Below are 12,202 nucleotides of genomic sequence, written 5' to 3'. Positions count from 1 at the left end.
CCTCCTACGCTCGGTCGCGGCCCGCTCCCGCTGAACAAGGTTTCCCTCCCGTGCCGCTCGACCTCGAAGCCTTCAAGAAGACCCAGGTCTACCAGCGGCGCGCGACCGTGGCGGAGGTGCTGGAGGACCTGCGGGCCCTGGCCCCGCAGCCCAAGGGCGCCCCGGACGTGAAGCCCGAGCCCGCCAGCCGCCAGACGGACGGTATGGGGCGCCTGGGCAAGGGGCTGCTCCTCGCCACCGGGGTGAGCCTTGGGGTCCTCTGGCTCGTGCCCCTGGACCCGCGGGGTGAGCTTTTCGGCCTGCTGATCTTCCTCAGTTTCATCATGCCGCTCAGCGGCGTCCTGGCGCTCATCGCGTCCTGGGTGGGGACGAAGTCCGGTTTCCCGATGGAGAGGTCCACCTGGCCAGAGATGCGGTTCGTGGATCCGTACGAAGAGCAGCGCCGCCTGCTGCTGGCCACGCTGCTCCAGCGCTTCCAGTTGGACCTGCTGGATGACACGCCCGTGGACGTGACGCTGGACCTCTCGTTCTCCCTGAATCCCAGCAAGTGCGTCCTCGCCGAGGAGATTCACGGCAAGGAGACCCGCGAGGACTTCACCAACCCGTGGCTGTCATTGCAGGGCCGGCTCGCGGACGGCACGCAGCTGCGGCTGTCCGTGGTGGATCTGGTGCGGATGCTCCAGCACACGAAGAACCTGCCGCGCCAGGTGAAGACCGGGCGCAAGCGCCGCGCGGTCAGCCTCATGCAGGTGGCGCTGCGCGTGAAGCCAGAGCGCCACCCCGGGCTCGCGGGCCTGGAAAAGCGCACGCGGGATGCCGTGCGGCTGCCCTCCGGCTCCACGCTGAAGTGGGTGCTCGTGGCCGAGGACCGGCTGGAGCTGCGCGTGCTGCTGGACGAGGACTGGGTGGCCCAGGCCCCGGCCCCGTCCGAGGTGCCGCCAGGCAAGGCCCGGAAGGCGGGCGCCCCGAAGACGGATGCGTCGCGCACCGCGACGATGATGCTCTTGAGCCTCTGCCAGGTGCTCAACCACTCCAGCTCCCAGGGCCAGCCCGGGAACGTGAGGTCCACGTCGTGAAGCTTCGTGTCCTGTTCCTCGTGGGCCTTGGTGTGTTCGGGGCCTCGGCCTGTTCGCAGGGCGGTGCTCCCGCCTCTGGCGCTCCGCACACGCAGGCGATGCCCGCCACCGCCGCCGCTTCCGCCGCCGAGCCGAAGGAGGCCGGCGTCAAGCTCAAGTTCAAGGACGGCGACGACCGCGAGCGCTTCTCGCTCAAGCCCAAGGAGGACGGCGCGAAGCTCGTCGACGGCGAGGACCACGAGCTTGCCCGCTACAAGTGGAAGGGCGGCGAGCTCAAGGTGTCCGGCCCGGACGACGCGGTGCTGGCCTATGTCACGGGCGGGCCGGATGCGTTCCAGGTGAAGGACGCCGCGCGCTCGGCCGTGCGCTACACGCTGACGCGCGAGGGCGCCGGGTGGAAGCTCACGGACGCCCAGGGCGCGGTGCTCTACACCGTGGCCTCCGACGGCGGCGGCGCGTCCGTGAAGGGCGCGTCCGGCGCGGAGGAGGTCCACGTGAAGGTGCGCGACGGCAAGCTGTCCCTGCGCGACCCGTCCGGCAAGACGGTGCTCGCCACCAAGCAGCCGGTGTCCCCGGAAGCCGCCGCGTGCCTGGGCTTCTCCTCGCTGGACCTGCCCGTGCGCATGGCCCTGCTCTTCCGCCTCCAGTCTCCCGCGGGCGCCGCGTCGCCCTGAGCCTTCAACGCCATGTCCCCTTCCTTCCCGTCCGCCGAGCAGTGCCTGGAGACCTCCGGCTTCCTCTTCTCCCACCCCTGTGAGCGCGGGGCGTCCACGCAGTGCATGCGCTGCCAGAAGCCCATCTGCGCGCTGCACCAGCGCACGCTCGACGGCGAGGAGACGGTCTGCGTGACGTGCGCGCGCGCCGCCGACAACGGCGACGAGAACCGCGACGGCTCCGACACCGCCGACGAGGACGACCCCAGCTACTACTACGAGGACTACGGCTACTACGGCCGGGACGCGTGGAGCGGCTCCGGTGCGTCGTCCTCCTCCCGCGACACCAACGACTTCACCGAGGCCGACGGCGAGAGCGTGCGGCGCGAGGACGACGCCTCCTTCGAGGAGGACCTGGGCGGTAGCTGAGCGTGGCCGCGCGACGTCAGCACTGGCGCCTCTACGCGCTCGGAGGAGGCCTGGGGCACCTGACGCGCGCCGCGGCCCTGGCCCGCGCGGCCGTGGCCCGGGGCCATGTGGTGGACGTCCTCACCAACAGCCCGTTCGCTCCCGGCCTGCCGCTGGAGTCGTGGCTGGGCCCCGGCGCCACCGTGCACCGCGTGGACGCGCGGCTGGACAAGGCCGCCACCGTGGCGGCGGTGGGCGCGTGGCTCGCGGAGGCCACACCGGACGTGCTGGTGGTGGACACCTTCCCCCGGGGGCTCGCTGGAGAATTGGTGACGCTGCTGCCCACGGTGAATGCGCCGCGCGTGCTGGTGCACCGCGACCTGACCCCCGTCTACGTGGAGCGCTTCGACGTGGCCCGCGCCGCGGACGCGTTCGACCTGCTCGTCGTGCCCGGGGAGGACGCGCCCTTCGCGCACCACCCGCGCGCGGTGCGCACGGCGCCGTGGCTGCTGCTGGACGCGGACGCGCTGATGCCCCGCGACGAGGCCCGGCGGCGGCTGGGCCTGGAGGACGGGGACGCGCGGCCCGTGGTGGCGGTGATGGGCTGCGGCCGCGAGGAGGAGGTGGCGGAGACCGGGGCGACCGCGGACCGGCTGCGCGTGTCGCTCGACGGGCGGGCGGTGGTGCGGTGGCTGGTTCCCACGGCCCACGCGTCGGGGCTGGCCGTCTGGCCGGCGCTCGCGGTGCTGCGAGGCGTGGACGTGCTGGTGGGGGCGGGCGGCTACAACACCGTGCAGGAGGCCCGGGCCACCGGGACGCCGCTGGTGGCCTGGGCGCGGCCCCGGCTCTACGACCGGCAGGCCCTGCGGCTGACGGAGGCGGAGCGGGTGGGGGACGCGGCGGAGCTGGAGGCGAAGGTCGCGTCCGTGCTCCAGCTCCTGCTCCAGGGCGGGCCCCGCGCGCGGCCTGGCGAATGGGTCAACGGCGTCCACGCGGCGGTGGAGGCCATCGAGCGCGTGGCGCGCTAGCAGGGTGAGGCCCGGTTCGCGGGCAGAAGGAGGCCGGGCCTGTCGTTGGCCGTGCGCGTGTGCGTCCGTCAGGCCCGCTGCGTTGGCGCTGAGTCGCTCGAGGGCGCCTCGCGGTGCCAGCGCCCGCCGCGCAGGGCGTGGATGGCGCACTCCTCTTCATCGATTTGGAAGAGCGAGAGCCATCCATTGGTGACGAGCGCCTGGACGTGCGCGTGCTTGTCCAGCACCGCGGCGATCGCGGCGCGCGGCGCCTCGATGAACACGCTCAGCCTGAGCGGCGTGTGCACCCACCGCTCACCATCGTGTACGGACTGCATCGGCAGTCCAATCCGAAGGTCGCCGCCGTTCCCCTCGAAGACGCCGAGATGGCCGCCGACGACGTTGTGCAGCACCTTGTCCCCGCTGCCGTAGCGCGCGTTGTCGACCGTGGACGCGTAGTACTGGAAGTTGATCCAGTGCGTGACGACCATCGGGGCCGTCATGATCAGCTCGAGGACGGCGAAGCCTTCATCCTCCTGGTGCCGGTACTCGTGGAGGAACGCGCGCCCCTGAAGGTCCAGGTGACGGCAGTGCTCGCGTGGCGCGACGATGAACGCCGCGTTGTTCACGAGCCCCCACTCGGCGCGAACCTGGGCCCAGTCGGTGGTCCTCGCGCGAATGGCCTGGTGCAGCCTCGAAGGCCCGACACCCTCGAGCCCCAGCAGGCGGGCGCGCTCGGTCCGCGCGCGGGCCCCCGCCTCCGCGAGCCACGCCCGGAGCGCGTCGAGGTCCACGCGATAGGCCGGCGGCGACTCGTCGACGTCGAACAGCTCCACCTCGTCGGTGGTCGTGTGGTGGAGCGCCGCCACGAACCACGTGCTCTCGGGGACGTGGATTCCCCTCTTCGCGAGCCCCTTTCGCACCTCGGGCTCGTTGAGCAGTGCCGCGGCGGCACGCGCGTTGACCTCGCCGGTCTGTCCGCAGCACGCCCCGCAGTCGAGCCCCGCCGCGTGGGGGTTGTTGCGGGTGGCGCTGCCGTGTCCCACGAGCAGGACGAACCGCGCGAAGTCGTGGGTCAGGCTCATGCCGCGGAGCATGCCCGCGGCGAGGTCGCAGCGCGCCTCGGGCTCCAGGGGCCCGCCATCCACCGCACCGCTCACGCGGGGCTTGCGCCTGGCGTCCATTTCGCGGGAAAGCCCGACGCTGTCGAGGCGCTGCGCCCCTCCCAGGCCGAGGCTGTCCCTGACGAGCTTTCCTGCGTAGGTGAGCCCGAGCGCTTCGACGAACGTGAAGGTCGACAGCGCGTCCGTCTTGAACGTCCTCCACGCGGCGGCGAGGTCGAAGTGCCCGGCACGTCGCGCTTCAGCGTCCGGCCCCAGCCCCGTGTCCGATGCGCGCAGGCGAGGCGCGAGGAGTCCAGGCAGCTGCGGACGCGCAGCGGCGGCCCCGAGCGGCTGGTAGTCCATCGGAACGCCGAAGAAGCCGGCGAAGCCGAGCGTGTGGGCCGAAGGCGCGATGGCCTCGAGGGCGCGTCGAAAGACCTCCGAGCGCACGTCGATGCAGAAGACGGCCTGCACCGACGGGGCCGTGCGGCGCGGGGTGCGAAGACCGGCCGGGAGCGCGCGCAGGACGGGCTCTCGCCACGCGATCTCCAGCGCCGCCTGGAGCAGCCAATCGCTGGAGCGGGAAGCCGCCGCCGCGGCGTCAACCTGCGTCCAATTCGCCATGGCGGTCTTCCAGCTCCGGGCGACCGCGTCTCCGCCGGCGCGGTAGAGCATCCACTCCCAGGCGAGGCGAATCGCGGCGAGGTCGTGGAGCGTGTCGTCGTCGCTTCCCTGGAGCCGCGCGGTCCAGCGCCGGTACGCGCACCAGGACGCCCAGCCGTTCTGCTCCAGCAGCAGGCTCCAGAGGTAGTTCTCCTGCTCTCGCGGCGGGACCTCGAGCGCCGCGAGCGCGGTCCGGGCGAGCTCGCGGGCGGTCGCGGGGAGCGCACTGGCGTGCCTCCGGTAGGACGTCGCGCGCATGAGCAGCGCCGGGCTCCGGTCTGTCATCGCATGCTGCCGCCAGCTCGCGTACAGCCCACGGTCCCGCGGAGGCCCCAGCTGCGCCTGCCCCTCGTCGAAGTAGCCCGCGCAGAACTGGCTGACGCTCTGGGTGATGAAGCCGCGCCACGACGCCTCGTGGACCAGGTCTCGCCCCGCGTCCACCACGTCCACGACGCGAGCGCGCGTCGTGGGCGCCGGCTCGTCCTGCTCGAGCAGCGCACGGAGGTGGGTGAGCGACGCGGTCGAATCGCTCGCGTCGAGCGCGGCCTGGAGATGTTCGTCGCGGAGGCGGCCCTCGCGATAGGCCTGCCGGTACCACGAGCGCGGCATGAGCAGCCGCGCGCCGGACAGGGACTGCAGCCGTGCCGCGACCTCCGGGAGCCGCGAGTCGATCAGCCCCCAGAAGGGATTGACGGCGATGAAGCGGTCGAGTGGCCAGGTCGGGGCGATCCGCGCGCAGGCGCGCTGGAAGACTTCGTCGAGGCGCGGGTCGGGCGAGGCGCTCGTGACGGAGGGCTCCTGGCTTCGAGCCATGGCGGCGGCGTTGGGCGTGCTCATGTGTGGGCCTCGAGGGTTTCCTGGATGCGGGTTGCGGGAGCGGACTCCGACCGCCGCTGGAGCCGGGGCGGCCAGACGCGGAAGGTGAGGCGGGTGAAGCGTTCGTCGAGGTAGAGGCCGGCGAACAGCCAGGGGTAGACGGCACGCGCGAGCCGCCCCTCCGGGAACAGCTGGAGGGTTGCCTTCATGGCGAAGAGGCCAACGAAGCCCAGGCCGACCAGGACCCAGACGGGACCGTTCGGCGTCGCGTCCCGCGAGGGCATCAGCTGCGCCGCGGCCGCGTGCCAACCGACATAGAGCAGGACGACTCCGCTCACGCGCAGTGCCACGCCGGCGGCCGTGAAGATGCCGGTCGTCTTTCGGGTGAGCAGCGGGACCAGGGAGAGGCTGACGACGAGCGCGAGCAGGGCAACGGAGCGCTCATCGGCCGGGCGCAAGGCGGCGGCGTGCCGCAAGACAAGGACACAGAGCGCCGCGCTCCCGGCCGCCACGAGGACCCCGATGCCGAGGCGGCCCCACGATGGCGGGGGCGGTTGCTTCGTCATGGCGCGCAGCCGCCATTCGTCGACGGCCGTCCCCGCGCTCAGGAAGGCGTGGGCCTTGTAGAGGGAGTGCGCGACAAGGTGCAGCAACGCCAGGTGCCACAAGCCCAGGCCACACTGCACCAGCATGAACCCCATCTGCGCGCACGTGGACCAGGCGAGCGAGACCTTCACGCTGACCCGGGTCGTCATGACGAGGGCGGCGATGAGGGCAGAGCCGAGCCCGATGACCACGAGGAGCAGCTGCGCGAGCGCCGCGTGAGCCATCCACGGTGCGAGCCGCAGCAGGACGAAGCCGCCGATGTTCACGACGCCTGCGTGCAGGAGCGCGGAGACCGGGGTCGGGGCCTCCATCACCTGGAGCAACCAGCCGTGGAACGGGAGCTGCGCGGACCGCAGCGCCACTGCGATGACGAGCAGCACCGCGGCGGCCTGCATCGAAGGGGACAGCGTTGGATGCGCTCCAGCCCAGGCCGCGATGCGGTCAAGCTCGAGGCTGCCCACGTCTTGATGGACGAGCGCGAGGCAGCCCAGGAGGCAGAGGTCAGCGAGCCGGCTGACGAGGAACTTCTTGTGCGCCGCGACGAGCGCGGCGGGGCGCTCGCGATAGAACGTCAGCAACTGGTGCAGCGCGACGCTCGTCGCGGTCCAACCCAGCACCACGACGAGCAGGTTGTTCGCGATGACCAGCGCGGTGACGGCGCTCAGCGTCAGCAACAACCAGCGCAGGTACCTCACGAGCCCGGGGGCGCCCTGGAGATAGGTCCGCGAGTAGCGGACGATGATGGCCCCGAGGGTGGCGACCAGGAGCAGCATGACGCAGGTGACGGCGTCGACGCGCACCCCCAGACGCGGACCCATTTGCGTTGCCGCGCCCCACGTCAGCGCGGCACCGCCGGTCACGAGAAGCGCCAGCCCCAGCGCGGCGCCGCTCGCGAGTCCGGCGCGCCGGGGTGAGATGACCGCGGCAAGCGCGAGGGTCACGGGAATCGCCAGGGCGATGACGGGGACGACGAACGACCACTCCTCGGGCGTGTTCATGCGGCGCTGTGTACCCAGGCGCATCGGTTCTTGAAAAACACATAAAAAGGCTCATACCGTTCTCTTTGGGAGATGGAACGTGAACGTCGAGCAGATCAACTTCCACCACCTTCGCTACTTCTGGGCGGTCGCGAAGGACGGCAACCTGACGAGGACGGCGGCGCGCCTGTGCGTGGCGCAGTCAGCGCTGTCGTCTCAAATCCAGCAGCTGGAGGCGCAGCTGGGCAACGCGCTGTTCCGCAGGGCCGGGCGCCGGCTCGTGCTCACGGAGGCCGGGGAGATCGCGCTCGCCTACGCCGAGGAGATCTTCACGGCGGGCAGCCAGTTGGTCTCGACGCTCCAGCACGGCCGGCAGTCCGGGCAGGTGCTGCGCATTGGCGCGGTCGCCACGCTGTCGCGAAACTTCCAGGAGTCATTCGTCAAGCCGCTCCTGGAACAGCCCCACGTGCGCCTTTGCCTCGAGTCCGGGGGGCTGGCGGAGCTGCTGCTCCGGCTCGAGGACCACGCGGTCGATCTCGTCCTGGCGAACCGGCCGCCCTCGCGGGAGCCGGGCGGCCGCCTCGGTTGCCGGCGCATCGCGCGGCAGCCGGTCAGCATCGTCGGGTCGAAGCGCCAGAAGGGCTTCCGCTTTCCGCAGAGCCTCACCGACGCGCCGATGATCGTCCCCGGCCGGGAGAGCGCCATCCGCTCGGAGTTCGATGCGCTGTGCGAGCAGCTCGGCGTGCGCGTCCGCACCCTGGCCGAGGTGGACGACATGGCGACGATGCGGCTCCTGGCGCGCGATACCCATGCGTTCGCGCTGGTGCCGTCCGTCGTGGTTCGCGACGAGCTCCGCGAGGGCGTGCTGCACGAGCACTGCGTGGTTCCGGGGCTCTTCGAGACGTTCTATGCCATCACGGCGGAGCGAAGGTTCCAGCACCCGCTGCTGACGACGATGCTCGCGCGCGAGGAACACGAGCTCCTCGAGGTGCCCCCCCGGAGTCACCCCCCGAAGGGCAGGCCAGGCAGGTAGCGGCTTGCCAGGGGGCGGGCCTTGGAGTCCAACAGACGCCTAGTGCTTGAAGCCCTGGTGGCCGGCGACCGGCTCGATGCCGTGGGCCATGATGAAGTGGTACAGCACCTGCGGGTCCTCCTTGGGGCCCCCCATCAGCTCCGCCAGGAAGTGGCCCGCCTGCGGATCCGCGTCCGGATCCGGGGAGATGGTGACCTCGGAGATTTCACGGCCCACCATCACCATCTCGCCCACCAGCGACTTGCCCTTGATGAGCTGGAGGACGTGCTGTCGCTCCTCTTCCATCAGCATCCAGTGGAAGTCGTCATGGTCGAACAACGTCATGTCGGGGGAGCCACAGCGCAGGATGCAGTTGGTGTGCTCCTGGAGCCAACGCCAGAAGGCGTCGAAGTTCAGCGTGCGGGCCGGTGGTGCGAGCAGATCCATCGGGTGACCTCTTCAAGCAGGTGGGGGGCGCCCGAAAGTCCGGGGGAGGGCGCATCGAGCCGCGTTGTGCGTGCTGACTAGCATGGCCGGGCCTCGGGAGGCCGGCTCCTTTTGGGGGCCACGTCAGCCGTGGGCCTGCCCGCATCCGGGGCGCGAATCCACGATATCGGACGCTTGTTGCTTTCCTCAGGAACAGGGCGGCGACCAGATGGGTTGGCGTGGGCCCGGAGGGAGGATGCCCGAACATGACCGGTCACGTCGGCTGGAGGCCCGCACAGGAGGCGCGATGAGCCTGCGCGCCTTCTTCTCCACCGTGGTGGGCGGGCTGGTGCTGCTCACCCTGGTGGCCGCCACCCTGCTCGTGGTGCTGACAACCGCCCTGGAACGCATGGCTTCCACGCTGAGTGAATCCGTGGAAGGCGTCCGTCAGGCCGAGGAGCTGGAGGTGGACCTGCTCGTCCACTCGCGCCTCGTGGCGCTGCCGGGCGCTCCCATCCTCGCGGACCCGTCGCGCGGGCGCTCGCCGCCGCAGATTGAAGCCGACCTGCGCCGCCAGCTGGTGGAGATGCACGGCACCGCCTCCACCCAGGAGGAGCGCGGGATGGTGGCGGAGGTCCAGACGCAGGTGTACGCCTACCTGCACGCGCAGCAGGCGCCGCTCGGTCCGGGGCTCTCCGCGGCCCAGCACGACGCGGCGGCCATGGCGTCGCTGGACGCGGCGCTGCGCTCGCTGGAGCGGCTCATCCAGATCAACGTGGGCCAGGCACAGGAGGCCCGGCAGCGCGCGGCGTACTGGAGCGAGACGGCCAATGTGCTGGGGCTGGTGCTGGGCCTGCTGCTGATGATGACGCTGGGGCTGGTCATCTTCTGGCTGCGGCGCTTCGCGCTGCGCCCGGTGACGGCGCTGCGGCAGGCGATGTCCGGCTTCGGCCGGGGCGGGCGGCACCTGCGCGCGCCCGAGCAGGGCCCGTCGGAGATCCGCGACATGGCGCACACCTTCAACGAGATGGCGGACAGCCTCACCCACCAGCAGGAGCAGCAGCTGGCGTTCCTGGCCGGCGTGGCGCACGACCTGCGCAACCCCCTGTCCGCGCTGAAGCTGTCCACGTCGCTGACGGGCCGCGGAGAGATGACGGCGGAGCGGATGCAGCGCACGCTGGCGCTGGTGCGCCGGCAGGTGGCGCGCCTGGACCGGATGGTGGGGGACCTGCTGGACGCGACCCGCATCGAGGCCGGCAAGCTGGAGCTCCAGCCGGAGGTGCGCGACACGCGCGAGCTGGCGCGCTCCGTGGTGGAGCTGTACCAGTCCGGCGACTCCGGGCACACGCTGGAGCTGGTGACGCCGGACACCCCGGTGCTGGTGCGCGCGGACCCCGCCCGGCTGGAGCAGGTGCTGACCAACCTGGTGAGCAACGCGCTCAAGTACTCCCCCTCGGGCAGCCGCGTGGAGGTGTCCGTGCGCGGGGACGCCGAGCAGGTGGTGATGGCCGTGGCGGACCAGGGCATCGGCATGTCGCCGGAGGACCTCAAGGGCCTCTTCATCCCGTTCCAGCGCGCGGGCAACGCGAAGCAGCGCGCCCCGGGCGTGGGGCTGGGGCTGTCGGTGTCGCGGCGGATCATCGAGGCGCACGGCGGCCACATCGAGGTGGAGAGCCAGCCCGGCCGGGGCTCCGTGTTCCGCGTCCACCTGGCCCGGGTGTCCTCCGCCGGCCCGCCGGAGCCGCCCCCGCCCGCCGACGAGGAGGAACCCGCCGGCACGATGCACTGAGGGCGGGGGGAAGCGTTGCCTGAAGCGTGCCCGGGTGACGCGAAGGGATGCGCCCGGGCGGGGCAGGGCGTACCTTGCGGCCCCATGTCAGGAGCCGTCTGGATGATGAAGCGTTCCCACCGGGCCGTGCCGCTGGCCGCCGCCCTGCTGGTGCTGGGAGGGTGCGCGGGGCGCACCCAGACCGAGCCCCCCGTGTCCGCCGCCGAGCCCGTGCGGGAGGTGCCGTCCTCCGTCGTCCAGTCCCCGGAAGGGGGCTTCAGCGTGACGTTCCCCGGCCCCGTCACGGAGGAGCGGCGCGTGCAGCCCACGGACGTGGGCGAGGTGACGCTGCACACGTTCATCGCCGCGCGCGCGCAGGAGGACACCGCCTACTACGTCTCCTATACGGACTTCCCGCCCGCGGCCGTGGCGCAGGTGAGCCCGCGCGACGTGGTGGACCGCGCCAGCCAGGGCGCGCTGGAGGCCCTGGGCGCGACCGCCATCACCGCGAAGCCGCTGGAGATGGAGGGCGGCTTCCCGGGCCAGGAGGTGGGGGGACTGTCCGGTCCGCGCCGCCTGCGGGGCCGCTTCTTCATGGTGGGCCCGCGCCTGTACCAGCAGCTGCTGCTGCACCCGGAGGGGCGTGCGCCGAAGGACGCGGACCGCTTCTTCGACTCGTTCCGGCTGGATCCGGGCGTGGCGGGGCGGCTGGTCCAGCGGGCCCCCGGCGGCTGAGCGCGTCAGTGCAGCGCGTGCACGAAGCGGCGCACCCCGGCGAGCAGCGCCTCCCGGTCGAAGGGCTTGGAGAGCACCTCGCGGATGGCGGGGTGGCGCTCCTCGCTGGAGCTGATGGCCACGACGGGGAGGTCCGCGAAGCGCGGCTGGTGGTGCAGGGCGTCCAGCAGCCGCCAGCTGTCCTTGCGCGGCGTCCACATGTCCACGAGCACCAGCGCGGGGACAGAGTGGGCTTCCAGCCAGGAGAGCGCCTCGTCACCCGTCGCCCTGGCGACGACGGTGTGCCCTTCGGCGTGGAGGATCTCCACGAGCGCGTCGCGCAGGTCGCTGTCGTCCTCGACGAGGAGGAGGGTGGGAGGCGCGCGGCTCATCTGCCCCGACGCATAGGGCAAACGCGGCCGGGGTGACAGGGAACATCTGCCGGGTGCGACCGGCACGAGGGCGCGCTTCAGGGCTCGTCGAACATGGCCTGGAGCACGCGCCACGCGAGCTTCAATTCGGAGCCGGAGCGGCCCGCGAGAAAGTCGCAGATCTCCGCCACGCCGTCGGTGCGCTCCAGGTCGAAGGAATGGAAGAGGGTCTTCAGCGACACGTCCAACCCCACGGACAGCTTGCCCAGCGTGTCGAGCGACGGAGAGAAGGCGCCCCGCTCGATGCGGCGGATGGCGTCCACCGACAGGTCGCTGCGCTCGGCGAGCGCCTCCTGCGTGAGCGAGCGGCTGTTGCGCATGCGGCGCACGTGGTCGCCAAATCGCCGGTGGAGCTTCGTCCACGTTGTGAGCCGGTTCTTGCCCATATTCGCGGCGGATAATTTGGGGGCGCACCTCGCCATGTGAAGGGACCATGTTCGCGGTCGGACCCTGCATTCGCGCTGGGCTGCGGGAAATTCGGTTCTTGCTCGCGGGCGTCCGGGCGGAGCGTGTGATGCAGGACGGATGCGATGTCCGGGAAG

Annotated in this window: 12 protein-coding genes; 7 read left to right on the top strand and 5 right to left on the bottom strand. The window is 71.7% G+C overall.

All coding sequences use genetic code 11. The annotated features are described in order from the left end of the window. Window positions 1–50 precede the first annotated feature (50 nt). From AABA78_RS32310 to AABA78_RS32295, 4 genes are read left to right on the top strand one after another with little or no spacing between them, the layout of a single operon-like run. Window positions 51–1,076, top strand: coding sequence for a hypothetical protein (locus AABA78_RS32310; RefSeq protein ID WP_338269116.1), 1,026 nt, complete (start codon window positions 51–53; stop codon window positions 1,074–1,076). Further along, window positions 1,073–1,750: a hypothetical protein gene (locus AABA78_RS32305; RefSeq protein ID WP_338269115.1), complete on the top strand. Its 678-nt coding sequence runs from the start codon at window positions 1,073–1,075 to the stop codon at window positions 1,748–1,750. The genes AABA78_RS32310 and AABA78_RS32305 overlap by 4 nt, the downstream gene beginning before the upstream one ends. Before the next feature lie 12 nt (window positions 1,751–1,762). Then, a complete protein-coding gene (locus tag AABA78_RS32300) occupies window positions 1,763–2,158 on the top strand; it encodes a hypothetical protein (RefSeq protein ID WP_338269113.1) in 396 nt (131 codons plus the stop codon). A gap of 2 nt (window positions 2,159–2,160) precedes the next feature. Then, window positions 2,161–3,165, top strand: coding sequence for a hypothetical protein (locus tag AABA78_RS32295; protein WP_338269112.1), 1,005 nt, complete (start codon window positions 2,161–2,163; stop codon window positions 3,163–3,165). Window positions 3,166–3,233: 68 nt separating this feature from the next. Here AABA78_RS32295 and AABA78_RS32290 read toward each other — a convergent pair whose 3' ends face one another. Then, entirely contained in the window at window positions 3,234–5,747 is a 2,514-nt protein-coding gene (locus tag AABA78_RS32290) for a YbcC family protein (protein WP_338269110.1), read from the bottom strand. Further along, window positions 5,744–7,330 carry an NADH-quinone oxidoreductase subunit L gene (locus tag AABA78_RS32285; protein WP_338269108.1) on the bottom strand — a complete coding sequence of 529 codons (1,587 nt, stop codon included), beginning with the start codon at window positions 7,328–7,330 and terminating at the stop codon, window positions 5,744–5,746. The genes AABA78_RS32290 and AABA78_RS32285 overlap by 4 nt, the downstream gene beginning before the upstream one ends. Before the next feature lie 79 nt (window positions 7,331–7,409). On the opposite strand from AABA78_RS32285, the gene AABA78_RS32280 reads away from it, so the two are divergent. Next, window positions 7,410–8,342 (top strand): LysR substrate-binding domain-containing protein, encoded by a 933-nt coding sequence (locus AABA78_RS32280; RefSeq protein ID WP_338269106.1) that lies wholly within the window; start codon window positions 7,410–7,412, stop codon window positions 8,340–8,342. Window positions 8,343–8,381: 39 nt separating this feature from the next. Here the strand turns inward: AABA78_RS32280 and AABA78_RS32275 are convergent, their stop codons facing one another. Then, window positions 8,382–8,768 (bottom strand): serine/threonine protein kinase, encoded by a 387-nt coding sequence (locus tag AABA78_RS32275; RefSeq protein WP_171413405.1) that lies wholly within the window; start codon window positions 8,766–8,768, stop codon window positions 8,382–8,384. 286 nt (window positions 8,769–9,054) lie between these two features. On the opposite strand from AABA78_RS32275, the gene AABA78_RS32270 reads away from it, so the two are divergent. Continuing rightward, window positions 9,055–10,536 (top strand): HAMP domain-containing sensor histidine kinase, encoded by a 1,482-nt coding sequence (locus tag AABA78_RS32270; RefSeq protein ID WP_338269105.1) that lies wholly within the window; start codon window positions 9,055–9,057, stop codon window positions 10,534–10,536. A 102-nt stretch (window positions 10,537–10,638) separates the two neighbouring features. After that, complete coding sequence (locus AABA78_RS32265; protein ID WP_338269104.1) at window positions 10,639–11,250, top strand: tudor domain-containing protein; 612 nt, start codon at window positions 10,639–10,641, stop codon at window positions 11,248–11,250. A gap of 5 nt (window positions 11,251–11,255) precedes the next feature. On the opposite strand, the gene AABA78_RS32260 is transcribed toward AABA78_RS32265, so the two are convergent. Then, window positions 11,256–11,621: a response regulator gene (locus AABA78_RS32260; protein ID WP_338269103.1), complete on the bottom strand. Its 366-nt coding sequence runs from the start codon at window positions 11,619–11,621 to the stop codon at window positions 11,256–11,258. Window positions 11,622–11,698: 77 nt separating this feature from the next. Next, the gene (locus AABA78_RS32255) at window positions 11,699–12,046 is read right to left on the bottom strand and encodes a helix-turn-helix domain-containing protein (RefSeq protein WP_338269102.1); all 348 of its coding nucleotides are present in this window, start codon (window positions 12,044–12,046) and stop codon (window positions 11,699–11,701) included. Between the last annotated feature and the right edge of the window lie 156 nt (window positions 12,047–12,202).

Source organism: Corallococcus caeni (assembly GCF_036245865.1).
Taxonomy (GTDB): Bacteria; Myxococcota; Myxococcia; order Myxococcales; family Myxococcaceae; genus Corallococcus; species Corallococcus caeni.
This window is presented reverse-complemented; position numbering and strand designations above follow the sequence as displayed.